Annotated in this window: 23 protein-coding genes; 13 read left to right on the forward strand and 10 right to left on the reverse strand. The window is 60.3% G+C overall.

Features of this window, described 5'->3' with window-relative positions:
- Window positions 1-15 precede the first annotated feature (15 nt).
- Window positions 16-1,200 carry an ABC transporter permease gene (locus ACSSVY_RS00580; RefSeq protein ID WP_454267431.1) on the forward strand — a complete coding sequence of 395 codons (1,185 nt, stop codon included), beginning with the start codon at window positions 16-18 and terminating at the stop codon, window positions 1,198-1,200.
- Between the two features lie 62 nt (window positions 1,201-1,262).
- Complete coding sequence (locus ACSSVY_RS00585; RefSeq protein ID WP_454267432.1) at window positions 1,263-3,350, forward strand: dipeptide ABC transporter ATP-binding protein; 2,088 nt, start codon at window positions 1,263-1,265, stop codon at window positions 3,348-3,350.
- Window positions 3,351-3,382: 32 nt separating this feature from the next.
- Here ACSSVY_RS00585 and ACSSVY_RS00590 read toward each other — a convergent pair whose 3' ends face one another.
- The gene (locus tag ACSSVY_RS00590; protein ID WP_454267433.1) at window positions 3,383-4,342 is read right to left on the reverse strand and encodes an L-malyl-CoA/beta-methylmalyl-CoA lyase; all 960 of its coding nucleotides are present in this window, start codon (window positions 4,340-4,342) and stop codon (window positions 3,383-3,385) included.
- A gap of 256 nt (window positions 4,343-4,598) precedes the next feature.
- On the opposite strand from ACSSVY_RS00590, the gene dgcN reads away from it, so the two are divergent.
- From dgcN to ACSSVY_RS00615, 5 genes are all read left to right on the forward strand, one after another.
- Complete coding sequence (gene dgcN / locus ACSSVY_RS00595) at window positions 4,599-5,600, forward strand: N-acetyltransferase DgcN (protein ID WP_454267434.1); 1,002 nt, start codon at window positions 4,599-4,601, stop codon at window positions 5,598-5,600.
- 30 nt (window positions 5,601-5,630) lie between these two features.
- Window positions 5,631-6,596: an N-acetyl-D-Glu racemase DgcA gene (dgcA, locus tag ACSSVY_RS00600; protein ID WP_454267435.1), complete on the forward strand. Its 966-nt coding sequence runs from the start codon at window positions 5,631-5,633 to the stop codon at window positions 6,594-6,596.
- 4 nt (window positions 6,597-6,600) lie between these two features.
- Window positions 6,601-7,461: a D-amino-acid transaminase gene (locus tag ACSSVY_RS00605; protein WP_454267436.1), complete on the forward strand. Its 861-nt coding sequence runs from the start codon at window positions 6,601-6,603 to the stop codon at window positions 7,459-7,461.
- A 96-nt stretch (window positions 7,462-7,557) separates the two neighbouring features.
- Window positions 7,558-8,049: a VOC family protein gene (locus ACSSVY_RS00610; RefSeq protein WP_454267437.1), complete on the forward strand. Its 492-nt coding sequence runs from the start codon at window positions 7,558-7,560 to the stop codon at window positions 8,047-8,049.
- Between the two features lie 56 nt (window positions 8,050-8,105).
- Window positions 8,106-8,969 (forward strand): branched-chain amino acid aminotransferase, encoded by an 864-nt coding sequence (locus ACSSVY_RS00615; protein ID WP_454267438.1) that lies wholly within the window; start codon window positions 8,106-8,108, stop codon window positions 8,967-8,969.
- A gap of 126 nt (window positions 8,970-9,095) precedes the next feature.
- Here ACSSVY_RS00615 and gyrB read toward each other — a convergent pair whose 3' ends face one another.
- From gyrB to ACSSVY_RS00655, 8 genes are all read right to left on the reverse strand, one after another.
- A complete protein-coding gene (gene gyrB / locus ACSSVY_RS00620; protein WP_454267439.1) occupies window positions 9,096-11,513 on the reverse strand; it encodes a DNA topoisomerase (ATP-hydrolyzing) subunit B in 2,418 nt (805 codons plus the stop codon).
- An 89-nt stretch (window positions 11,514-11,602) separates the two neighbouring features.
- Window positions 11,603-12,223 (reverse strand): LysE family translocator, encoded by a 621-nt coding sequence (locus ACSSVY_RS00625; RefSeq protein WP_454267440.1) that lies wholly within the window; start codon window positions 12,221-12,223, stop codon window positions 11,603-11,605.
- Window positions 12,220-12,651, reverse strand: coding sequence for a VOC family protein (locus ACSSVY_RS00630; protein ID WP_454267441.1), 432 nt, complete (start codon window positions 12,649-12,651; stop codon window positions 12,220-12,222). Before ACSSVY_RS00630 ends, ACSSVY_RS00625 begins: the two co-directional genes overlap by 4 nt.
- A complete protein-coding gene (gene recF / locus ACSSVY_RS00635; protein ID WP_454267442.1) occupies window positions 12,648-13,757 on the reverse strand; it encodes a DNA replication/repair protein RecF in 1,110 nt (369 codons plus the stop codon). The genes ACSSVY_RS00630 and recF overlap by 4 nt, the downstream gene beginning before the upstream one ends.
- Before the next feature lie 53 nt (window positions 13,758-13,810).
- Window positions 13,811-14,929, reverse strand: coding sequence for a DNA polymerase III subunit beta (dnaN, locus tag ACSSVY_RS00640; RefSeq protein WP_045685897.1), 1,119 nt, complete (start codon window positions 14,927-14,929; stop codon window positions 13,811-13,813).
- A gap of 125 nt (window positions 14,930-15,054) precedes the next feature.
- The gene (dnaA, locus tag ACSSVY_RS00645) at window positions 15,055-16,401 is read right to left on the reverse strand and encodes a chromosomal replication initiator protein DnaA (RefSeq protein ID WP_454267443.1); all 1,347 of its coding nucleotides are present in this window, start codon (window positions 16,399-16,401) and stop codon (window positions 15,055-15,057) included.
- Between the two features lie 487 nt (window positions 16,402-16,888).
- Entirely contained in the window at window positions 16,889-17,152 is a 264-nt protein-coding gene (rpsT, locus tag ACSSVY_RS00650; RefSeq protein ID WP_454267444.1) for a 30S ribosomal protein S20, read from the reverse strand.
- A 177-nt stretch (window positions 17,153-17,329) separates the two neighbouring features.
- Window positions 17,330-18,148 carry a sulfotransferase family protein gene (locus ACSSVY_RS00655; protein ID WP_454267821.1) on the reverse strand — a complete coding sequence of 273 codons (819 nt, stop codon included), beginning with the start codon at window positions 18,146-18,148 and terminating at the stop codon, window positions 17,330-17,332.
- Between the two features lie 150 nt (window positions 18,149-18,298).
- Between ACSSVY_RS00655 and ACSSVY_RS00660 the strand changes: the two genes are divergently transcribed.
- The 6 genes from ACSSVY_RS00660 (at window position 18,299) to ACSSVY_RS00685 (ending at window position 23,546) form a co-directional block, all read left to right on the forward strand.
- Complete coding sequence (locus ACSSVY_RS00660; RefSeq protein WP_454267445.1) at window positions 18,299-19,876, forward strand: DUF5928 domain-containing protein; 1,578 nt, start codon at window positions 18,299-18,301, stop codon at window positions 19,874-19,876.
- A 9-nt stretch (window positions 19,877-19,885) separates the two neighbouring features.
- On the forward strand, window positions 19,886-20,272 hold the full coding sequence (locus tag ACSSVY_RS00665) for an HIT domain-containing protein (RefSeq protein WP_454267446.1): 387 nt from the start codon (window positions 19,886-19,888) through the stop codon (window positions 20,270-20,272).
- Window positions 20,273-20,351: 79 nt separating this feature from the next.
- Entirely contained in the window at window positions 20,352-21,146 is a 795-nt protein-coding gene (locus ACSSVY_RS00670) for an ion transporter (RefSeq protein WP_454267447.1), read from the forward strand.
- 80 nt (window positions 21,147-21,226) lie between these two features.
- Complete coding sequence (locus ACSSVY_RS00675; RefSeq protein WP_454267448.1) at window positions 21,227-21,700, forward strand: DUF1203 domain-containing protein; 474 nt, start codon at window positions 21,227-21,229, stop codon at window positions 21,698-21,700.
- A 69-nt stretch (window positions 21,701-21,769) separates the two neighbouring features.
- Complete coding sequence (gene pheS, locus ACSSVY_RS00680) at window positions 21,770-22,843, forward strand: phenylalanine--tRNA ligase subunit alpha (RefSeq protein ID WP_454267449.1); 1,074 nt, start codon at window positions 21,770-21,772, stop codon at window positions 22,841-22,843.
- 289 nt (window positions 22,844-23,132) lie between these two features.
- Window positions 23,133-23,546 (forward strand): BLUF domain-containing protein, encoded by a 414-nt coding sequence (locus tag ACSSVY_RS00685; RefSeq protein WP_454267450.1) that lies wholly within the window; start codon window positions 23,133-23,135, stop codon window positions 23,544-23,546.
- A gap of 22 nt (window positions 23,547-23,568) precedes the next feature.
- Here the strand turns inward: ACSSVY_RS00685 and ACSSVY_RS00690 are convergent, their stop codons facing one another.
- Entirely contained in the window at window positions 23,569-24,777 is a 1,209-nt protein-coding gene (locus ACSSVY_RS00690) for an aminopeptidase P family protein (RefSeq protein WP_454267451.1), read from the reverse strand.
- Between the last annotated feature and the right edge of the window lie 128 nt (window positions 24,778-24,905).

Raw genomic sequence — 24,905 nt, forward strand, 5'->3', positions numbered from 1 at the left:
AGGAGTATCGGGGCCATGGACGCACTGAGCTGGAGCGACATCATCCTGCGCATGCTGGAGCAGTTCACGCCAGTCTGGATCGCATTGATCGTGACCTTTGTCCTGTCATTCTCGTTCAAGCGGCATCTGGGCCTTTATGGCAAGCTGTTTGACAGCCCGATTGGGATGGTGGGCTATGCGATGGTGATGTTCTGGGTGTTCACCGGCGTTTTCGGCGGTGGGTTCGACATGATCGTGACGCATGACGTTCTGGCGCAATCCGCCCCGATGAAGAACAAGGGGCCGGGCACGCCATTCACTCAGTTGATGGGCACGCCGGACCCGAATGCCTATCCCTATTACCTGCTGGGCGGGGATAACCTTGGGCGGGATGTGTTCAGCCGGATGGTGGTCGGCGCATGGGAGGTGATCAAGATTGCGCCCTTTGCCAGCCTCTTTGCCTTTATGGTTGGGATCACGCTGGGGCTGCCTGCGGGCTATTACGGCGGCAAGCTGGATACGTTCCTGTCGTTTTTGGCCAATCTGATCCTCGCCTTTCCGGTGATCCTGCTGTTTTATCTGCTGGTCACACCCGAGATCGTTCTGACGGGGATTCCTGTCTATATGGCGGCGGTGCTGTTTCTCTTTCCCATCGTGTTTCTGGTGCTGTTGTGGAATTCGCGCTATCACACGCAGCCGTCGCGGCGGAATGTCTATGTGGGGATCACGCTGGTGATCGGTCTTTGGCTCTATCTCGGGATTGCCTGGGATGCTGACCCGCTGGGACTGGTCAGTTTTCCGCCCAATCTGCTGGTGGTGTTCGTGGCGGTGGTGTTCGTCAATTCTCCAACGGTGTTCCGGATCGTGCGCGGCCTGACCATGGACATCAAGACGCGCGACTATGTGGCCGCAGCACAGACGCGGGGTGAGCGGCCGTGGTATATCATGCTCTGGGAGATTTTGCCCAATGCGCGCGGGCCGCTCTTGGTCGATTTCTGCCTGCGGATTGGCTATACGACGATCCTTTTGGGCACATTGGGGTTCTTTGGCCTGGGCCTCAGCCCCGAGAGCCCGGATTGGGGCAGCACCATCAATGACGGGCGCAAATTGCTGACGATGTATCTGCATCCCGCTCTGCCGCCGGCCTTTGCGCTGTTGTCTTTGGTTCTGGGGCTCAATCTGTTGGCGGATGGGCTGCGCGAAGAAAGCCTGCGTGATTGAAGATGAGTATTTGAAGAACGCTGAAAGAGGGCGGCAGCGCCCCGGTGACAAGGGAGATGGACATGGCCAAGCTGGACTATGACGGGCCGATCCTCGAGATCGAGAACCTGTCGATTTCCTTTTTCACCCGGCTGCGGGAGATCCCGGCGGTGATGGATTTCTCTGTCACGGTGCAACCCGGCGAGGCGGTGGGGCTGGTGGGCGAATCCGGCTGTGGCAAATCCACGGTGGCGTTGGGCGTGATGCGCGATCTGGGCGTGAATGGTCGCATCGTGGGCGGAACAGTGAGATTCAAGGGCCGCGATCTGGGCGATATGAGCGCTGCCGAATTGCGCGACCTTCGCGGCAACGAGATCGCGATGATCTATCAGGAGCCGATGGCGAGCCTGAACCCTGCCATGCGGATCGGCAAACAGCTGATCGAAGTGCCGATGATTCATGAGGGGATTTCCGAGTCTGAGGCTTGGGCGCGGGCGCTGGACGTGGTGCACGATGTGAAGCTGCCCGATCCCGAGCGGATCATGCGCAGCTATCCCCATCAGCTAAGCGGTGGGCAGCAACAGCGGATCGTGATTGCGATGGCGCTGATGTCCAAGCCGTCGCTGCTCATTCTGGATGAGCCGACGACCGCGCTTGATGTGACGGTCGAGGCGGCGGTGGTGGAGCTGGTCAAGGATCTGGGTAAGAAATACGGCACGTCGATGCTGTTCATCAGTCACAATCTGGGTCTGGTGCTGGAGACCTGCGATCGGATTTGCGTGATGTATTCCGGTGAGGCGGTGGAAACCGGCAGCATTCGGGATGTGTTCGACAAGATGCAGCATCCCTATACGCAGGCGCTCTTTCGGTCGATCCCCCTGCCCGGAGCGGATAAGAACACGCGCCCGTTGAAGGCCATTCCCGGAAATTTTCCATTGCCGCATGAGCGCCCGGACGGCTGCAACTTCGGGCCACGTTGCGATTATTTCAGGGCGGGGCTCTGCGACAAGTTTGAAATTCCCATGGTTGGGATCAAGGGCGATGATCGCCACTTTACCCGCTGTTTGCGGATTGACGAGATTGATTGGCATGCGCCCGTTGAGGCCATGGCGCAGCACGAGGCGACCGTGCCGGGCAAGGTCGTGCTCAAGATGGAGAATCTCAAGAAATACTATGAGGTGACGGCTAATGCGCTCTTTGGCGGAAACATCGGCAAGAAGGTGGTCAAGGCCAATGAAACGCTGAGTTTCGAGGCGCGCGAGAGCGAGACGCTGGCGATTGTCGGCGAGTCGGGCTGTGGTAAATCCACCTTTGCCAAGGTGCTGATGGGGTTGGAGACCGCGACTGAGGGGCAAATCCTGCTCGATAACCGCAATATCGAGCAGACCCCGATCGAGAAGCGCGACACGCAGACGGTCGCCGATGTGCAGATGGTGTTCCAAAACCCGTTCGATACGCTCAACCCGTCGATGACGGTGGGCCGCCAGATCATCCGCGCGCTGGAGGTGTTTGGCATTGGCGACAGTGATCAGGCGCGACGGGACGAAATGCTGCGGCTCTTGGATCTGGTCAAGCTGCCACGCGAGTTTGCCGAGCGGATGCCACGCCAGTTGTCGGGCGGGCAGAAACAGCGGGTGGGGATCGCCCGCGCCTTTGCCGGGGGCGCGCGCATCGTGGTGGCGGACGAGCCGGTCTCGGCGCTGGATGTGAGTGTGCAGGCGGCGGTGACGGATCTCTTGATGGAGATTCAGCGCAAGCAGAAGACTACGTTGCTGTTCATTTCCCATGACCTCAGCATCGTGCGCTATCTGAGCGACCGGGTGATGGTGATGTATCTGGGGCATGTGGTGGAATTGGGCACCACCGATCAGGTTTTTGCCCCGCCTTATCATCCCTATACCGAGGCGCTGCTATCGGCGGTGCCGATTGCCGATACGCGGATCACCAAGAAACATATCGTGCTTGAGGGGGATGTGCCCTCGGCGATGAACCCGCCACCCGGCTGCCCGTTCCAGACGCGGTGCCGTTGGAAAGCGCAGGTGCCGGGGGGGCTCTGTGAGCGTGAGGTGCCGCCGGTGCGCGAGTTGGTGCCGGGGCATCAGGTGAAGTGCCACCTGTCGCAAGAGATGTTCGACCGGATGGAGCCGGTGATCACCGTTGCGGCGGAGTGAGGGGGCGACTGCCTGTGCCGCCCCCGTTCGGATTACTGCCCCGCGATCATCTCGGACTGCTTGACGATCACCTCGGCCTGTTTGATGGAGGCGATGTCGACCAAGCGGCCTTTGTAGGTGGTAGCGCCTTCGCCGCGCGACTTGGCCTCTTCCATCGCAGCCAGAATTTCGCGGGCTTCTTGCACAGCGGCGTCGGAGGGCGTGAAAATCTCGTTGGCAAGCGCGATCTGTTTGGGGTGGATAGCCCATTTGCCGACCATGCCAAGAGTGGCCGAACGGCGCGCCTGCGCGCGAAAGCCCTCATCATCCGAGAAATCGCCAAACGGGCCGTCCACGGGCAAGAGACCATGGGTGCGGCAGGCGGCGACGATGGCGGTCTGTGCCCAATGCCACGGGTCAGACCAATAGCGCTGGCCCTCGCGCAGCATATAGTAATCCTCTTGCGTACCGCCGATGCCGGTGGTCTGCATGCCCATTGAGGCGGCGAAATCGGCGGCGCCGAGGCTCATCGCCTGAAGCCGGGGCGAGGCGGAGGCGATGTCCTCGACATGGGCGATACCAGCGGCGGATTCGATGATCACCTCGAAGGAGATCCGCTTGGCGCGGCCCTTGGCGGCCTCGATGGCGGTGACGAGCGCATCGACGGCGTAGATGTCCGCGCCGCAGCCGACCTTGGGGATCATGATCTGATCGAGCCGGTCGCCCGCCTGTTCCAAGAGGTCCACCACATCGCGATACCAGAAGGGGGAATCGAGGCTGTTGATGCGGACAGAGAGGTATTTCTTGCCCCAATCGACCGTATTGATCGCCTGAATGGTGTTCTGGCGGGCGATGCCCTTGTCGGTGAGCGCGACGGAATCTTCGAGGTCGATATTGATCACGTCAGCGGCGCTGGCTGCCATTTTCTCGAAGAGTTTGGTGTTGGAGCCGGGGCCGAAGAGCTGGCAGCGGTTGGGACGTGCGGGCGGGGTCGGTTGCAGGCGAAAGCTCATGGTGTGGCGGCTCCGTTCAATAAGGAAATTGCGGGATTGTCGCGTTTGTGGTTATGAAATTGCGTGGGGCTCTGCAAGGCGGTTTTCCCCTGTGTCGTGTTTGGGCAGTGAATGTGCAGAGTGAAGAAAATTCGATGAATATTCTATATATTCGAAGAAAGATGTGTAAACTGTGAATTGATCATGAAATCAAACAGCAAATCGCAGGCATTTCATAGGAACTTGCCAGCCAAACGCCATTGAGTGAGGACGCACCATGATCGAGACCCCCTATCTGTTGTTTCTGGGCGATGCGCCCGACATGCTGGCGGCGAAGGTCGCTATTGGCATCCGTGACTGGCGGCCGGAGAATGCCGTGGGTCAGTTACGCTTGCCCGGTTGCGGTGCCGATCTGGGCCTACCTGAGATGACGCTGGCCGAGGCCAAGGCGGCAGGGGTCAAGACCGTGGTAATTGGTGTGGCCAATCGCGGCGGGGTGATCAGCCAAGAGTGGAAAAAGGTGCTGGTTGCGGCGTTAGAAGAGGGGTTCGATCTGGCGTCAGGCTTGCATAACCTCTTGCGCGATGAGGCGGATTTGCGCGCGGTCGCCGAGGCAACGGGCCGCAAGCTGCATGATGTGCGGGTGCCGTCGGTGAAGTATCCCATCGCGGATGGCAAGAAACGGACCGGCAAGCGCTGTTTGGCGGTGGGCACGGATTGCTCTGTGGGCAAAATGTATACCGCCATGGCGATGGAGCGCGAGATGATCGCCGCCGGCATGAAAGCCACGTTCCGGGCGACGGGGCAGACGGGGATTCTGATCACCGGTAATGGCGTGCCGCTCGATGCGGTGATCGCGGATTTCATGGCCGGGTCGGTCGAATGGCTGACGCCGGATAACGACCCGGATCATTGGGATCTGATCGAGGGGCAAGGCAGCCTGTTCCATGTGTCCTTTTCCGGGGTGACGATGGCGCTGATCCATGGCGGCCAACCCGATGCACTGATCCTGAGCCACGAGCCGACCCGCACGCATATGCGCGGATTGCCCGATTATACTCCGCCGACGCTGGAGGCGCTGCGCGACATGGTTCTGCCGATCGCGCAGATTGCCAATCCCGCCTGTCAGGTTGTCGGGGTGTCGGTCAATACGCAGCATATGTCCGAGGATCAGGCGCGTGCCTATCTGGCAAAGGTCGAGACGGATATGGGATTGCCTGCGACCGATCCCTACCGTTTTGGAGCCGAAAAGCTGGTGGCTGCTCTGGCGGCGATTTGAGTATTTCCAGAACGATGAAAGGCGAAGCTCTTGCAGATTGATGTGACGCGGGATGTATTTCGGCTGGCGCAGGTGTTTACCATCAGCCGTGGATCACGAACCGAGGCCAAGGTGTTGACTGTCCGCATCACCGAAGGCGGTGTGACCGGCTGGGGCGAATGTGTGCCCTATGCGCGCTATGATGAAACGCTGGAGAGCGTGACCGCGCAGATCGAAGGACTGCCGGGGGATTTAACGCGGGCCGCGCTCTATGACTTGCTGCCTGCTGGTGCGGCGCGGAATGCGGTGGATTGCGCGCTCTGGGATCTTGAGGCCAAACACGCGGGATGCCGCGTCTGGGATCTGGCGGGGCTGCCCGCGCCGGGGCCAGAGATCACGGCCTATACGCTGTCGCTTGATACGCCAAAGGCGATGCAGGCGCAGGCCGAGACACATGCGCATCGCCCGATACTCAAGATCAAGCTGGGTACGCCGGATGACATGCCACGGCTCGAGGCGGTGCGGCGTGGCGCGCCGGGGGCTAAGATCATTGTGGATGCCAATGAGGGGTGGAGCGCTGAGGTCTATGCCGATCTGGCACCGCATCTGGTGCGGCTTGGCGTGGCCTTGGTCGAGCAACCTTTGCCTGCGGGTGAGGACGAGGCGCTGATTGGCATGGCGCGCCCGGTGCCGGTCTGTGCCGATGAATCCTGCCATGATCGGGGCAGTTTGCCGGGATTGAAGGGAAAATATGACGTGGTCAATATCAAGCTGGACAAGACCGGTGGGTTGACCGAAGCGCTGGCCCTGCGGGAGGCCGCATTGGCCGAGGGCTATGGGATCATGGTCGGCTGCATGGTGGGGAGCTCTCTGGCTATGGCGCCTGCGACGCTGGTGGCACAGGGTGCGATGGTGACAGACCTTGACGGGCCGCTGCTTCTGGCCGAAGACCGCGAGAATGCTTTGATTTTCGATGCCGCGGGCGTGCATCCGCCACGGCCAGAACTATGGGGATGAGACCATGCGCACTGTCTATGTAAACGGCGAGTATCTGCCGGAAACCGAGGCCACCGTTTCGATCTTTGACCGGGGGTTTCTGATGGCCGATGGCGTTTACGAGGTGACAAGCGTGCTGGGCGGCAAGCTGATTGACTTTGGCGGGCATCTGGCGCGGTTGGAGCGGTCGCTGAGCGAGCTCGACATGAAGAAGCCGGCGGCATTCGACGATCTCTTGGAAATTCACCGCGAGTTGGTGCGCGCCAATGAGATCACCGATGGTCTGGTGTATCTTCAGGTCACGCGCGGCAGCGATGGCGACCGTGATTTCGTCTTTCCTGATGCAGAAACCACAGAGCCGACGCTGGTGCTGTTTACCCAGTCCAAACCCGGTTTGGCGAATAATCTGGTGGCAAAAAAAGGCATCAAGATCATCAGCATAGATGATATTCGCTGGGGTCGGCGGGATATCAAGACGGTGCAGCTTCTCTATCCGTCAATGGGCAAGATGATGGCCAAGAAGGCTGGGTGTGATGATGCCTGGATGGTCGAAGATGGCCATGTGACCGAGGGCACCAGCAACAATGCCTATATCGTCAAGGGCAACCGGATCATCACGCGGCAGTTGTCGAATGACATCCTGCACGGGATCACCCGTGCCGCCGTGCTGCGCTTTGCCCGCGAGGCGCAGATGGAGGTTGAGGAGCGCGCCTTTACGATTGACGAGGCCAAGGATGCCGATGAGGCGTTCGTGACCTCGGCGAGTGCGTTTGTGATGCCGGTGGTGGAGATTGACGGTGTCGCCTTGGGGGATGGCACGCCGGGTCGGATGGCCGTGCGGTTGCGGGAAATCTATCTGGACGAGAGCCTGAAGGCGGCGGTCTGAGCCGCGCATTTCTGCACAGAATATGGGCGGAATCGGGGAGTTGAGTGCGGGGGCTATCAAGGCCATTCTAGGGGAAACCGGAGATTGGAGCCGCAAATGACCCCCGTTCACCCCCAAGCCCGCATCGGCCATGTGCATCTGAAAGTGGCCGATCTTGACCGCGCCATCGGATTCTACTCCGGTGTCCTAGGCTTTGAATTACAACAGAAATTTGGCACTCGGGCGGCGTTTTTGTCGGCTGGGGGCTATCACCATCACCTTGGCCTGAACACCTGGGAGAGCCTTGGTGGGAGGCCTGCGCCCAAGGGTCATACCGGCCTCTACCACACTGCGTTTCTCTATCCTGACCGGGCGCAGTTGGCGGATGCGCTGCGTCGGGTGATCAAGGCTGGGATTTCTATCGACGGGGCGGCGGATCATGGGGTGAGTGAGGCGATTTATGTGAGTGATCCGGATGGGAATGGCGTTGAGCTATACTGCGACCGCCCCGAATCCGAATGGCCACGGGATGCTGCGGGCAATCTGGCGATGGGCAATGATCCCATTGATTTGAATGAACTTTTGTCGCATGCCCCGGCAGAGGGCTAGACGATCCGGCGTGCAGAGCCTAGGCTAGTCCCATCGCATCAGGAGAGGGCGCGCAGATGGCGACGGGCATAAATATTCGCACATATTTCAATGGCTTATGGCATGATGGCGACCCGGCGGTGATCCGGGCGGCGGACCATGGGGCATGGTTGGGCACGACGGTGTTTGACGGGGCACGATATGTTGATGGAATTGCCCCGGATCTGGCTAAGCATTGTAGCCGGGTGAATGCCTCGGCCAATGCATTGATGATCACGCCGACGGTTGACCCACAAGATATGGTAGAGATCATCTGGGAGGGGTTGAAGGCCTATCCCAAGGAGGCCGCGATCTATATGCGGCCAATGTATTGGGCGCTGGAGGGCGGCGATCTGGGGATTGTGCCCAAGGAAGGCGCGACGGGGTTTGCCATCAGCCTTGAGGAAATCCCGATGCCACCGCAGGGATTCAGCACGACGCTGTGCCGGACCCGGTTTCGTCGCCCGGTGCTGGAGGACGCAGTGGTCAATGCCAAGGCGGGCTGCCTCTATCCCAATAACGCACGGATGCTGAAAGAGGCGCGGAATAAGGGGTTTGGCAATGCGCTGGTGGCGGATGCGCTGGGCAATGTGGCCGAGACCGCGACCGCCAATGTCTTTGCCGTCAAGGATGGCGAGGTGTTCACGCCGATCCCCAATGGCACGTTTCTGGCGGGGATCACACGGGCGCGGCATATCGAGAACATGCGGCGGGCGGGCATGCAGGTGCATGAGACCGTGATGACATTTGACGATTTCCACGCGGCGGATGAGGTGTTTCTGTCCGGAAACCTGATGAAAGTGACGCCGATTTCCGCCTTTGAGGACACTAAATATAGTATCGGCCCGGTAACGGAACGCGTGCGGGAGTTATACTGGGACTGGGCGCATTCCGCCAACTGAGCGGGATGTGTACTGGCTGTGCATTTTGCACGCGGATTGTGTACGCAGCTAGAAACACAAAGGACGATCCCCGCTGTGCGGTGATCGCCCAGTCGTTTCAAGGGGGCGGGACGCCCCCTGGCCCGATCAGAAATCCAGGTTGGCGACGTTCAATGCGTTTTCCTGGATGAACTCGCGGCGGGGTTCGACCACGTCGCCCATCAGCTTGGTGAAGAGGTCGTCGGCCTCGGCCACGTCGTCGATTTTCACTTGCAGGAGGGTGCGCGCCTCGGGGTCCAAAGTGGTTTCCCAGAGCTGACCGGGGTTCATCTCGCCCAGCCCCTTGTAGCGTTGCAGGCTGAGGCCCTTTTCGCCCTCTTTCAGGATCGCATCCAAGAGATCGAGCGGGCCAAAGATCGGCTGCACGCGGTCCTTGCGGATCAGGGTGGCGCGTTCGCGGTAAATCTCGCGCAGCGGGGTCGTCATCTGCGAGAGTTTGCGGGCCTCGCCGCCGCGCAGCACCGGGCCGTCGAGGGTGCGCATTTCCTCGACCCCGCGCACGGTGCGGGTGAGGCGGATGCCGTTGTCCTGCGTCGGGCGACCTTGCCAGCCGCGCTCGTATTCGTTGGAGATCATGTCGAGGCGAAGCGCGACGGTATCAGCCACGCCTTGCAGGTCGGAATCGACACGGCCCGCCAGAAACGCCTCGGCAATCGCTGCCTGTTCGAGAATGTGGCGCGGATAGTGGGTCGGGAACGCCTCCAGAATTCGCTTGGCCTGCCGCGCCTCTTCGACCACGCGCACGAGGTCGGGACCGGCGATTTCCTCGCCTGTGCCGAGGCGGAGGCCGGCATCGGTGGTGCCTTGGGCAATCAGGTAATCCTCGAGCCCGGCCTGATCCTTGAGATAGACCTCGGACTTGCCGCGCATGACCTTGTAAAGCGGCGGTTGCGCAATATAGAGGTATCCGCCCTCGATCAACGCGGGCATCTGGCGGTAAAAGAAGGTGAGCAGAAGCGTGCGGATATGCGCGCCGTCCACGTCGGCGTCGGTCATGATCACGATCTTATGGTAACGCAGTTTCTTGATGTCGAATTCATCGCGGCCAATGCCGGTGCCAAGCGCCATCACCAGATTGCCGATTTCCTGAGAGCCGAGCATCCGGTCAAAGCGGGCGCGTTCGACATTGAGGATCTTGCCGCGCAGGGGCAGAACCGCCTGCGTGCCCCGGTCACGTCCAGTCTGAGCAGAACCCCCGGCGCTGTCCCCCTCGACGAGGAACAATTCGGTCTTGGAGGGGTCTTTGGATGAGCAATCCTTGAGCTTGCCTGCGAGGAAATTGACATCCATCGGATTCTTGCGCCGGGTGAGATCGCGTGCCTTGCGCGCCGCCTCGCGGGCGTGGGCCGCCTCGATGATCTTGCTCACGATGATGCGGGCGATCTGTGGATTTTCCTCAAACCATTCGGAGAGCTTTTCGTTGACGAGACCCTCAACAGCCGGGCGCACCTCGGAGCTGACGAGCTTGTCCTTGGTCTGAGAGGAGAATTTGGGATCGGGCACTTTGACCGAGAGCACGCAGGTCAGCCCCTCGCGGGCGTCATCGCCGGTGAAGGTGACCTTTTCCTTTTTGGCGATGCCGGTGGTCTGGGCGTAGGTGTTGATGGTGCGGGTGAGCGCGCCGCGAAAGCCCGCCAGATGGGTGCCGCCGTCGCGCTGCGGGATGTTGTTGGTAAAGGGCAGAACGGTTTCATGATAGCTGTCGTTCCACCACATCGCCACTTCGACGCCGATGTCGTCCCGTTCACCGGTGATAAAGATCGGTTCCGGCATGGCGGGGGATTTGTGGCGGTCGAGGTATTTGACGAATTCCTTGACGCCGCCCTCATAGAACAATTCTGACATGAGCGGCTCTGTCGGGCGCTCATCGCGCAGGATGATACGCACGCCGGAATTGAGAAAGGCCAGTTCGCGCAGACGCTTTTCCAGGGTCTCGAAGATGTAGTCGAGATTCGAGAACGTCTCAAGCGAGGCGAGAAAGCGGACTTCGGTTCCTTTGCGCCCGTTGGCATCGCCGACAACACGCAGGGATTCGACGGTAAAGCCGCCCTCAAAGCGGGCGTAGTGTTCCTTGCCATTGCGCCAGATGCGCAGTTCCAGCCATTCGGAGAGGGCGTTGACCACCGAGACGCCGACGCCGTGCAGACCGCCCGAGACCTTGTAGGAATTGCTGTCGAATTTGCCACCTGCGTGCAGTTGGGTCATGATGACCTCTGCGGCGGAAACGCCTTCGCCCTCGTGCATATCGACGGGGATGCCGCGGCCATTATCGCTCACCGATACGCTGGAATCCGCGTGGATTGTGACGTTGACGGCATCGGCATGACCGGCCAATGCCTCGTCAATGCCGTTGTCCACGACCTCGTAGACCATATGGTGCAGGCCCGAGCCATCATCGGTATCACCGATATACATGCCGGGACGCTTGCGGACTGCCTCTAACCCTTTGAGAACCTTGATGGAATCGGCGCCATACTCTTCGGGTGCAGCGGCTGCTTCGGACATGCGGTTTTTCCTTCGGAAGTTTTATGATTTTATACGAGCTATGGGGGGGAATGTCACGTCATTCCCCCATATTTTGCGGTTCCGGTCCGTCAGGTAAAGGGGATGACGAGGCCCACCAAAATCAGCAGCAAACCGGAGCCGAAATTCATCCGCGCGATGGCCTTGGGGCTCTGCAAGAGACGCCGGGCGCGGTCGAGAAAAAGCGCCAGCGCAAGGTTGCCCAGCATCGGCACGATGGCAGACACCGCGAGGATTGCAGCGATGTCTGGGACTGTCACCGAGGAGAGGTCGAAGAAGCCCGGCAGAAAGCCCATGTAGAAGAGGATCGCCTTGGGATTGCCGACCACCGCAGCGACGCCCACGGAAAAGCCCGCCCAGATGCCGGGGCGGGTCATGCGGCTGTCGGTGCCGGGCGTGCGTGCGGGCGCGCGGATCAATAGCAGGCCCATCACGATGAACACGCCCGCCGCGATCCAGCGCAGCATCGAGAGCGCGTCGCCATAGAGCGACAGCACCCAGGCAAGGCCGAGGATGGCGCAGAGTGGCCAGATCAGATCGCCCAAGGCCACGCCCACGGCCAATGGCCATGCTGCGCGCATACCGCCCGAGAGGGCGCGTGCCGTGAGTGCCACCCAGACCGGGCCGGGCACAGCCCAGAGGCCCGCCATGGCCGCGGCGTAGAGCATCAGATCGAAAGGGGCGATGGTCATGGGGTCTTTGGCAAGGTCAGGCTGCCATCCTCGGCGAGCGGCCAAAAAGGGTTCATCGCCAGTTCCCAGACATGACCGTCGGGATCGGCATAATAGCCGGAGTAGCCGCCCCAGAATACCTTTTCAGGATGTTTGAGCGCGGTGGCTCCGGCGGCGAGAGCGCTGGCAAAGGCGGCGTCCACCTCTGGCTCGGTTGCAAAGTTCTGTGCCAGCGTGATTGCGCCAGTGCCGAGGTCGGCATCCGGGCGGCCCTGGTCAGCGGCGAGATGCGCCTTGCCAAAGAGACCAAGGACCAAACCGTTCATCTGGTAGAATACCACCTCTGGAAGCGCCTCTGCCGGGGTCCAGCCAAGTGTTTCATAGAAGGCACGCGACCGGTCGAGATCCTCGACGCCTAGGGTGATGAGAGTGACACGTTGCGGGGTCATGGGGCCTCTGGTGTGATCTGGCTGATGCCAGCGGTGTCGGTGACGTGGATATGTTGCGCGCGGTCGCCCAGTTCGGAGAATAGCTCTGGTCCTGTACCGGTCATCCATGCCTGAGCGCCGAGGGCGCAGATTTCGTCATAGAGCGCAGCACGGCGGGTGGCGTCAAGATGGGCTGCGACCTCATCCAGCAACAAGAGCGGCGGCGCGCCGAAATCGCGCGCAAGGGCGCGGGCATTCGCGAGGATGAGCGAGACCAAGAGCGCCTTTTGCTCGCCGGTAGAGCAGTCGGCGGCGGGCACGCCCTTGGCGGCATAGACGCCGTAGAGATCGGCGCGGTGCGGACCGATGAGGGTGCGCCCGGCCACAAGGTCGCGAAAGCGGCTCTCGGCCAGCGCCTGACGCAGGTCATCGGCGGTCTCGGGCATCTCGCCTTCGGTTTGGGTCAGCTCAAGCTCGGCGGTGGGAAAGGCGGTTTCGGCCTGCATCTGCGCGCCTGCGATCAGCGCTAGGGCGTGCTGGCGGTTGGCGTGGATTTCGGCACCCGCGTCGGCCATCTGCCGTTCAAGGGCGAGGTACCACTGTGCATCGCGGACCTGATCCTTGAGCAGGCGGTTGCGTTCGCGCATCGCCTTGTCATAGGCGAGCGTGGCCTCGGCATGGGCGGGAACAAAGCTCATGGTCATGCGATCGAGAAAGCGGCGGCGGCCCTCCGCGCCTTCGATCCAGAGACGGTCCATGGCAGGGACAAGCCAGAGCACACGCGCGATACGCCCGAGGGCAATCTGCGTCGCGGTCTTGCCGTCGATGCGGAGCTGACGGGCGGCGCTGCCGTCGGCAAAGGTCTCGACCTCGTGGACCTGATGCAAGGAGTGCAGGATCGTCGTGATCTTCCATCCCAACGCCTCGGGTCGCCGCGCCATGTCCTGCGCCGCCGCGCGCCTCAGGCCACGACCGGGCGACAAAAGCGAGACTGCCTCGATCAGATTGGTCTTGCCTGCGCCATTCGGCCCGTGAATCGCCACGGGCCGCGCGTCAAGCGAAAGCCGCCCGGATTTATGCGAGCGGAAATGCGAGAGGGTCAATTCCGACAGAGAGAGTCCGGGCATTCACTGCCCTTTCTTCTTGCCAAAAATATCCACGCCGGAGGCTCCGACAGGCGTCACACCCGCATCGGCATGACGACATAGACCGCCGTCGTGTCATTGCCTTCGCGCATCAGGGTTGGGTCGCCGGAAGAGTTGAAGAGAAACACGGCGTTCTCGCGATCCACCTGACTTGCGATTTCCAAGAGGTACTTGGCGTTGAAGCCAATCTCCAGCCGCTCGTCGCCATAGGCCACGGCCAATTCCTCTTCGGCAGCACCGCTGTCGGGGGCATTGACCGAGAGAATCAGGCGGTCTTCGTCAAGTGAGAGCTTCACGGCGCGCGAGCGCTCGGAACTCACAGTTGCGACACGGTCGACGGCTTGCGCAAACTCTGCGGCGTCTACTTCCATCCGGCGGGTGTTGCCCTGCGGGATGACGCGGGTGTAGTCGGGGAAAGTCCCGTCGATCACCTTGGAGGTGAGGGTGATGTCGGGGGTGGCAAAGCGGATCTTGGTTTCCGAGACCGAGACCGCGATCTTCATGTCATCGTCTTCCAAGAGCTTGCGCAATTCGCCCACCGTCTTGCGTGGGACGATCACACCGGGCATGTCCAACGCCCCGTCGGGCAGGTCTGCGTCAATGCGCGCGAGGCGGTGGCCATCGGTGGCGACACAGCGCAGAACCTTGCCGCCATCGGCATCAGAGACATGCAGGTAGACGCCGTTGAGGTAATAGCGGGTTTCCTCGGTGGAAATGGCGAATTTCGATTTGTCGAAAAGGCGGCGCAGCACTGGTGCCGGGGCCGAGAAATTGCTCGCGTATTCCGAGGAGGCCATCACCGGGAAATCTTCCTTCGGCAAGGTGGCCAGATTGAAATTGGAGCGACCAGCCTGCACGGTGAGGCGACCCGAGGTGCCATCGTCGCTGAGCGTGACGAGCGATCCATCGGGCAGTTTGCGCACGATTTCATGCAGCATGACCGCCGATACTGTGGTGGCACCGGCGCGCTCGACCTGGGCCGGGGCCTTGTCCACCACTTCGATGTCAAGATCGGTGGCGCGGAACTGCACGCTGTTGCCCTCGGCCTCGATCAGGACATTGGCGAGGATTGGAATGGTGTTGCGCCGTTCGACCACAGATTGGGCCTGGGACACGGCCTTGAGCAATGCGCCGCGTTCGATGCTGAGTTTCATTCCCTCGCTCCTGTCAGGTGCCGGTTCAACGCCGGGAGGGGCAAGGTAGCAACTCTACCCCGCACCTCAAGTGTTTTCTTGGTGTTTTCGGCTGGAAAACCGACAGCGTCAAGGGCCAGTGCCCCTCAGCCCTCGAGTGTGCGGCGCAGAAGCTCCAGGTCTTCTGCGATTTGCCCGTCTTGAAGGCTGAGTTCCTCGATCCGGCGGACGCCGTGCATGATGGTTGTGTGATCGCGTCCGCCAAAGCGACGGCCGATTTCCGGGAGCGAGCGCGAGGTCATCTGTTTGCACAGATACATCGCCACTTGCCGGGGCCGCGCATAGCAGCGGGTGCGCTTGGGGCCGATCATGTCGCTGAGGCGGATGTTGTAATGATCCGAGACCTTGCGCTGAATTTCCTCGATCGAGACCTTGCGTTCGGAGGCGCGGAGCACATCGGCCAGACAATCCTGCGTCAGTTCCAGCGTGATCGGTTTGCGCACCAGTGAGGCGAAGGCAAAGAGCCGGGTCATGGCACCTTCGAGCACGCGGACATTGGTGGTGATCCGGTGGGCGAGGAATTCGAGCACGCCGTCATGCAGGGTGAGGTCCGGATATTGCGCGCGAAAGCGGTCGACCTTGGATTGCAGGATGCCTAGGCGCAATTCGTAATCGGTCGGGTGCAGATCGACCACGAGGCCGCATTGCAGGCGCGATTTGATGCGTTCCTCAAGATTTGCAATCTCGCCGGGGGCGCGGTCGGCGGAGATCACGATCTGCTTGTTCTGATCCACAAGGGCGTTGAAGGTGTGAAAGAATTCCTCTTGGGTGCTGTCTTTGCCGGCGATGAATTGAACATCGTCCACCATCAACACATCGACCGAGCGGAAAACCGATTTGAAATCCATCATCTTGCGGTCGCGCAGGGCCTGCACAAAGCGATACATGAACTGTTCCGCCGAGAGATAGACCACGTTGAGATCGGGGCGGGTGGTTTTCAGCTCCCATGCGATGGCGTGCATGAGGTGGGTTTTGCCCAGACCGACGCCGCCATAGAGAAACAGCGGATTAAAGGTGACGGGGCCACATTCGGCCACCCGGCGCGCGGCGGCATGGGCCAGCTCGTTGGGTTTGCCGACGACGAAGCTGTCAAAGGTGAACCGCTCGTCCAGCGGCGCGGAGGGCACGATGCTGTCGATCTGTGGCTCCGGTGCCGCGGCAGCCGCGGGTTTGGAGGGGCGGTTGGCACTATTGGCCGCGACCCGGAATTGCACACGCCGGACATGCGGCGCGAGTGTGGTCATCTGATACAGGATCAGATCGCCAAAATGCTGCGAGACATAGTTGCCGAGAAAACTGGTGGGGACGTGAAAGGTCGCGACACCATCATCTACCCGAGCAAATTCCAGTGGTTCGATCCAGTTCTTGAAATTGCTCTGTCCGACGGATTGCTGAAGTTTCTGCTTCAACTGGCCCCATTGTTCTTGTGTCATTCTGTCCCCGTTCAACGACGCTGCCATACTGTTTCACCAAGATCGGCAAACACAGATCCGATCCCATGCGACACAAGTTCGGGGTGACAAAAGATCACCAATACCGTTGCAAAGAGCAACGGTCGAATGACCTCTCATCAATAAGCGTGCATTTCAGAATCAGTGAGTACGCGTGCGCAGCCCGTCCCAAAGCCACGCGGTCTCTGACCCAAAATACCATCGCAATGGACAAAACCAGAGCAGCAGATGCTCAGTCGCGGTGCCTGGGCCGGGATTTCCCCCTGTGCCTAGTACCGATGCGGCCTGTCCCCCCAAGCGTGAATCGCAGGTCTGAAACTAGCAACCTCGGAGGCGCGGCGGCAACTACTCAATGCGCTTGACAGGGGCTTTGACTGAAAAGAATCTCTTGGTGTGTTTTGAACGCCAGTCACGAAAAAAGGCACCGCGGGCCGCAGTGCCTTTATCTTCAAAGACTTGGACGAAAGCCTTAGCTGAGCGACTTAACGCGGGCCGAGAGGCGGGAAATTTTGCGCGATGCGGTGTTCTTGTGCACAACACCTTTGGTGACGCCGCGCATCAGTTCGGGCTGGGCATTGCGCAATGCCGTCACGGCTGCTTCTTGATCACCGGAGGCAATTGCTTCTTCAACCTTGCGGATGAACGTACGGATCCGCGAGCGGCGTGATTTGTTGACAGCGAAACGCTTTTCGTTCTGCTTGGCGCGTTTTTTGGACTGCGGCGTATTGGCCATGTGACGTGGACCCTTTCAAGGTTCGATATGTGTAAACGCACGTCATACCCAACCGGGACCCTCGCCGAACGAGGTGATTCTTGCCTGAGCGGGCATCACGCGCATGTCTGGCGTGCCGTATACGCCAGTTTTCCCGGAATGCAACCCCTTGTGGTGGGGCGGTATCGTGGGTGCGGGTCAGTCGCCCAGTTTGGCGTGGACCTCTTCCAAGTCGATTTCAGCCACGGGCATTTTGTTGGCGGGATTCTCGAAATCGTATTTGAAGAGGTCGAAATCGCGTTTGTATATCTCGTAGATCAGATGCATCGACAGGTCGTCGAAATAGGCCTCGACCGGGTGGGCGCGTTTGGGGCCGTGGCCTTCGGACTCGTTGAAGCGGGGAATCGTCTTGAGGTCGATCTTGTGCTTGGTGTTGATGGCGTTCAGCACCTCGCCCATGCCGTCATCGAATTTCTCGGTCCAGAAGATTTTGTCGTAGCGGCCGCCATTGACGATGAAGGTCGAGACATGGCCCGACATGGCGGACCAATGAATATCCGGCTCCATCGGGCGTTTCCAGCGGATGGTGTCGCGGGCAAAGAGCAGGAATCGTCGAAAGCTCTGGATCTGGTCGAAGTCTTGCTTGCCGTCGTCGCCCCCAACCTCGATCCCGTATTTCTGGATGATGGTCGGGACCAGTTTGCCGCGATAGCGGCTGCCGTTGCGCTGGATGCCGCAGATCTTGTCAAAGAACGAGGACAGGATGCGGGTATAGGGATTGCGCACGCAGGAAAAAGCATAGGACGTGTGGGTTTTCACATTGGCGTTGATCAGTTTCTGACTGTCTTCGCGCGCCCATTTGTGCAGACCTGTGGTGGCGTCGTGGATGTCCCCCTCGAAAAACACGCCGTGGTCGGAGTAATAGAGAATCTGGCCGATGGTCGAGCAGGCGCATTTCGGCACCACGCGGTAGACCACGCTCTCGCTCTCGGTCATCCAGGTGCCGGGAAATCCCATGATCACTGCCTCCGCCATCACTTTCCCACTTAATGCGGGCTTCATCATGTCTAACCTGTTCAAAAAACCAAAGAAAGTCTGTTTATTCAGGCGCTGTTCACGTCTATTGCTATAACCAGTCGGTAAATCGAGGGTTAAACCGTTTCCGCAATGGCAAAAATCGCGTTCATTCTACTGTGTCACAAAGACCCTGAGGCGATCATCCGTCAGGCAGAGATGCTGACGGCGGCGGGCGATTACATGGCGATCCATTTCGACGCCCGCGCCAAGCCCGAGGCATTTGCCCGGATCAAGGCGGCGTTGACGGATAATCCCAATGTGACCTTTGCGAAAAAGCGGATCAAATGCGGGTGGGGTGCCTGGTCGCTGGTGCAAGCCACACTTTACGCTGTGGAGGCGGCGGCAGAGGACTTTCCGCGCGCCACGCATTTCTACATGCTCTCGGGCGATTGCGCGCCGATCAAATCGGCGCGGTTCGCGCATCAGTTTCTGGACAACCGTGATGTCGATTATGTCGAGAGCTTCGATTACTTCGACAGTGACTGGATCAAGACCGGGATGAAGGAAGAGCGGCTGATCTATCGCCACTTCTTTAACGAGCGCACGCAGCCGAAGCGGTTCTATGCCTCTTATAATGTGCAGCGCAAACTGGGCCTGACCCGACCGATACCGCATGACATCCAGATCCAGATCGGCAGCCAGTGGTGGTGTCTGCGGCGGCGCACGGTGGAATGGATCCTCGAATTCACCCGCAAGCGGCGCGACGTGATGCGGTTTTTCCGCACCACTTGGATTCCGGACGAGACATTCTTTCAGACACTGGTGCGGCATCTTGTGCCGGATGCCGAGATCGAGACACGCACGCTGACGTTTCTCATGTTCACCGATTATGGGATGCCGGTGACGTTCTATAATGACCATTACGATCTCTTGCTCAGTCAGGATTATCTCTTTGCCCGCAAGATCAGCCCCGAGGCGCTGGAGCTGAAGCGGCGATTGGGCACGCTCTATTCGGATGAGGTGACGCAGTTCCAGATTTCGAACGAAGGGCGCAGCCTGTTTCAATTCCTGACTGCACGCGGACGTGAGGGGCGGCGGTTTGCACAGCGCTTCTGGGAAACCGAGAGCACGCTGGGCCGCGAGCGCGAATTGATGATCGTCGTGTGCAAGAAATGGCATGTCGCCAAGCGATTGCTGGAGCGTATCCGGCAAGTGACGAATGTGCCCGCGATCGAGTATCTCTTTAACGAAGAGGGCACCGCCCTGCCTGATCTGGGCGGGCTTCAGGCGACGCTGGCCAAGCGGACGCGGCACAGGCGGGCGCTGATGCGGATGCTGTTCGATTATTATGAAACCGACCGCCTCTTGGTCTGCATGGACCCCGGCAGCATTGATCTCTTGCAGGATTTCTGTGGGGACCGGGCGGTGACCAAGCTCTTGGAAGTGCAATGCCATTTCACCGATGAGTATCTGACAGGACATGCCATGCGCGTGGGGCTGGCCGGAGAGCAGACCCCGCACGAGACCTTGGAGCGGCTGTTGCCGACGATCCGGGGTGACATGACCTATGAGAGCGACCGGATTCGCGATGCCGAGTTTGAGAATCACATGATCCTGAGGCAATCGGATGACCGGGGCTATCGCGCCGATCTCTTGGCGCGGTTCCTTAATATTCCGCGCGAAAAAGCGCAGGAAATCGCTGAACCCGACCACCTGTTTGCAGATTGAGGACGCGCCATGCCCTTTGCCTATGATGCCCAGAATATCTTTGCCCGTATCCTGCGGGGCGAAATCCCCAACAAGACAGTGCTGGAGACCGCGCATACGCTGGCGTTTCACGATATTCAGCCACAGGCGCCCGTGCATGTGCTGGTGATCCCCAAGGGGGCCTATGCGAGCTATGACCATTTCGCCGCCGAGGCGAGCGATGCCGAGATCGTCGATTTCAACCGTGCCGTGGCCGAGGTGTGCCGCATGACGGGCGTGCATCTGGGCGAGGGTGGGCAAGGATTTCGCGCCATTACCAATGCTGGCGACCATGGCGTGCAGGAGGTGCCACATTACCACCTGCATATCCTTGGCGGCCGTCCGCTGGGCCGGATGCTGGCACGCAGCGAAAGCTGAGGCGACCCCGCTTGCAGCGCAGGTGCGATGCGCCCATATGAGGGGCATTGGTCACTCACAGGATTTGATAGGCAGCCCCATGACATTTCGCAGCCGCGTCGGCGCATTTCTTGACACGTCGTTGTTTCAGAACGCCATTCTGGGCGTGATCCTGTTCAATGCTGTGATTTTGGGCATGGAAACCTCTGATCCGATCATGGCGCAGGCGGGCGCGTTGATCCTCTTGCTCGACAAGCTGTGTCTTGCGGTCTTTGTGGTCGAAATCGCCGCCAAGCTCTTTGCGCGGGGACTTGGAGGGTTTTTCCGGAACGGCTGGAATCTCTTTGATTTCGTGATCGTGGGGATTTCGCTGATTCCGGCCACGCAGGGGCTCTCGGTGCTGCGGGCGTTGCGGATCTTGCGTCTGTTGCGCGTGGTCTCGGTCGCGCCGTCGCTGCGCCGGGTGGTCGAAGGGCTGGTGACGGCCCTGCCGGGGATGGGATCGGTATTCCTGCTGATGGGGATGCTCTTTTATATCGGGTCGGTGATGGCGACCAAGCTCTTTGGCGCGGCCTATCCGGACTGGTTTGGCGATATGGGGCGCTCTGCCTATTCGCTCTTTCAGATCATGACGCTGGAATCGTGGTCGATGGGGATCGTGCGCCCGGTGATGGAGCAGTTTCCCTATGCCTGGGCGTTCTTCGTGCCCTTCATCATGGTCACGACCTTTGCGGTGGTGAACCTCTTGGTCGGTCTGATCGTGAATTCGATGCAGGATGCGCATCACGCCGAGGATGTGGCAAAAACCGACAATTACCGTGACGAGGTTTTGGCGCGGTTGACCCAGTTGGAGGTGATGGTCCGCGAGGGCCAGGCCAAGACCCCCAAGGACTGAGGCAGGTTTGCGCAGGAATCGGGTCGAGTTCTCGGGCAACTGCGGGCAGGGTTTCGGTAAACATAACCCGGAGATCCGCAATGATCCTCATATCGCCCCTTCCCACCGAGATTGTCCGCGCCTTGCAGGCCGGCGCGCCCGATGCCTATGGAACCCCGCCAGAGCAGCATGTGGCGCACGGCACTGGCAATCCGTGCCGCCATTGTCTGCGCTTCATACCCGAGGGGGCGGAGATGCTGATCCTCGCCTATCGCCCCTTTGCCGGGCTGCATCCCTATGCCGAAACCGGGCCGATTTTCCTCTGTGCCGATGCCTGCGCGCGGCATGATGGCCATGAGGGCGGGGCGATTCCCGAGGTCTTGCGCGACAGCCCTGACTATCTGCTCAAAGGCTACACTGTGCAGGATCGCATCGTTTACGGCACTGGCCGCGTCGTGGCTGCAACAGAGATCGCAGAGTATGCAGAGACAGTGTTCGAGCGGGACGAGGTGGCCTATATTCACGTCCGGTCTGCCCGCAACAATTGCTATCAGGCGCGGATCGACCGGGGCTGAGCGGTGCAATCGCTTGCACGCCGCGCCGATGCGCGGTAACTCGCCGGAGAGACCAGCGGGATGGATGCGATGAGTGATCTGCGGGAAAAATATCTGACGGCGGTTGCCAATGCCGGTGACGAGGCCACGCTAGAGGACCTGCGCCTGCAGGCCGTGGGGAAGAAGGGCGAAATCAGCCTCGCGATGCGCGAATTGGGCCGGATGAGCCCTGACGAGCGGCAAGAGGCCGGGCCGCGTCTGAATGCGCTCAAAGACGAGATCACCAGCGCGCTGGCCGCCAAGAAACAGGCGCTGGGCGATGCCGCATTGGACGAACGGCTGCGGGGGGAGTGGCTGGATGTGACGCTGCCTGCGCGGGGGCGGCGGATGGGCACGATCCATCCGGTCAGTCAGGTCACCGAGGAAGTGACCGCGATTTTTGCCGATATGGGGTTTGCCGTGGCCGAGGGGCCGCAGATCGAATCCGATTGGTTCAACTTTGACGCGTTGAACATTCCCGGCCACCATCCGGCGCGGGCCGAGATGGATACGTTTTACACGCATCGCGCAGAGGGTGATGAGCGCCCGCCGCATGTTTTGCGCACGCATACCAGCCCGGTGCAGATCCGCACCATGCAGGCCGAAGGCGCGCCTATCCGGATCATCGCGCCGGGGCGGGTGTATCGCGCGGATTACGATCAGACCCACACGCCGATGTTTCATCAGGTCGAGGGGCTGGCGATCGACAAAGACATCAGCATGGCCAATCTCAAATGGGTGCTGGAAGAGTTCGTCAAGGCGTTTTTTGAGGTGGATGATGTCGAGCTGCGCTTTCGCGCGTCGCATTTCCCGTTCACTGAGCCGTCGGCCGAGGTGGATATCCGCTGTTCCTGGGAAGGCGGCACGCTCAAGATTGGCGAGGGCAATGATTGGCTGGAGATTCTCGGGTCAGGCATGGTCCATCCCAAGGTACTGCAGGCCGGGCATATTGATCCGAATGTCTGGCAGGGTTTTGCCTTTGGCATGGGGATCGACCGGATTGCCATGCTGAAATACGGGATTCCCGATCTGCGGGCGTTCTTTGATTCAGACCTGCGCTGGCTGCGGCATTTCGGGTTTGCCAGCCTCGATCAACCGACGCTGCATGGTGGGTTGTCTCGGTAGGTTGGGTGCAAACCCACCTGCGAGGCGATGACCTGAGATTGATGAGAGTCACACACCCTAAGGGCGGCGCTTCAGGCTATGCTATCGTATGGCGTATACCTGTGGGTGGGTTGATCCGGGTCTGGCGGTTTCGTATTCAGGTGGCACAAGCCTTGATGTGAACGATCCATGGGTGTGCGGACCCGGTTCCGGGCCGCAGACGATTGGCATTTGCGCTGGGTCTTGATGGTATTGTCCTATCGACGGCGCGATCTGCGTCGCCTATCGTGACGCAGTGAGGAGCCACGCCATGCCGCTAACACAGATGATCTATGCCTCGCAGCCCTTTGGCTTTGACGATGCAATGCTGGCGGGGATTTTGCTCGATGCGCGGCGGTGCAATGCGCGCGATGATGTCACCGGGGCGCTGATCGTGCGCGGCGACATGTATCTGCAACTTCTGGAAGGGCCGAAATCCAAGGTTGAGGCGACCTATGAGCGCATCATTCAGGATGACCGCCATGTCAATCCGGTGCGCTTGTTGACCCATGAGGTTGACGCGCGGATGTTTCCCGAGTGGTCCATGCTCGACGATCCCGCGAAGAGCTGGGTCTGGAGCATTGCCGAGGTGCGCGGTGGCGCGGTGGAACGGTTTTCCGCCGGGAGAGAGGCGCTGAAATTCTTTCAGCGGTTGGCAGCGTCGCGTGCAGACACGGCGGGGTAGTCCCCGCCGCGCCGTTTTCCGATCAGCCCACCACGTTGAAATCGGGGCCATAGGGGTAGCCGGTGATATTCTCGTTGCCGTCCTCGGTGACGACCAGAATGTCATGCTCGCGGTAGCCCCCGGCACCGGGCTGGTCGGCGGCCAGTGTCAGCATCGGTTCCATCGAGATGACCATGCCCGGTTCGAGCACCGTGTCGATATCCTCGCGCAACTCAAGACCCGCCTCGCGGCCATAGTAATGGCTGAGAATGCCAAAGCTGTGACCATAGCCAAAGGTGCGGTATTGCAGCAATTGGCGTTCTTCGAGGAAGGTGTTGATCTTGTGCGTGACTTCGGCGCAGCTCACGCCGGGTTTCAGAAGCGACATGCCATATTCATGGGCGGCGACATTGGCCTGCCAGATTTTCAGGCTGGCATTGTCCACCTCGCCTGCGAACATGGTGCGCTCGAGCGCCACGTAATAGCCTGACACCATCGGAAAGGTGTTGAGCGACAGGATATCGCCGCGTTCAATCGCGCGGGCGGTCACGGGGTTGTGCGCGCCGTCGGTGTTGAGCCCCGATTGGAACCAGACCCACGTGTCGCGGTATTCGGCGTCCGGGAAGCGTTTGGCAATCTCTGCCTCCATCGCGTCACGGCCCGCCATGGCCACGTCAATCTCGCGCGCGCCGATCTTGACCGCATCGCGGATGGCATAGCCGCCCACATCGGCCACCTGTGCGCAGGAGCGGATGAGGGAAATCTCTGCCGCCGATTTACGCATGCGCTGGCGCATGGTGGCGGGGGCGAGATCCTTGAGGGCGCTGGGCTTGAGGAAATGCTCCAGCTTGTCGCGCTGCAGGAGCGTCAGGTGATCACCCTCATAACCCAGGACACACCCCTCGCCCGTCACCGATAGAATCGCGCGCCAGTAATTGTCGCGCTGCCAGTCAGTATAGGTGATGTTGTCGCAAAACGAGCGCCGCCACGGTTGACCGGCGTCGATGCCGGCCGAGATGGTGACGCACGCGGTGTCCGTGACAACGAGACCATAGGGACGGCCAAAGGAGCAGTAGAGAAAGCCTGAGTAATAGGCGATGTTATGCATCGAGGTGAGGACGACGGCGGCGGTGCCGGTCTCGGCCATGATGGCGCGCAGCCCCTTGATCCGGGCCTCATACTCTTCGGTGGCAAAGGCCAGCGGCGCCTTTTCACCATTGTGGAAACGATAGAATTCAGGACGTGCAGTCATAGTGACCCTCCTTGCAAAAGAAGGTCCCGGCGTTCAGGACTGTGGGGAAAGGCCAAGAGGGGGCGACGCCATCGCCCGGGCCTGAGGCGTTCTTGCCGATTGGATGCGGTCTGGCAAGCGGGTTTGCG

Source organism: Roseovarius sp. MBR-51 (genome assembly GCF_053628575.1).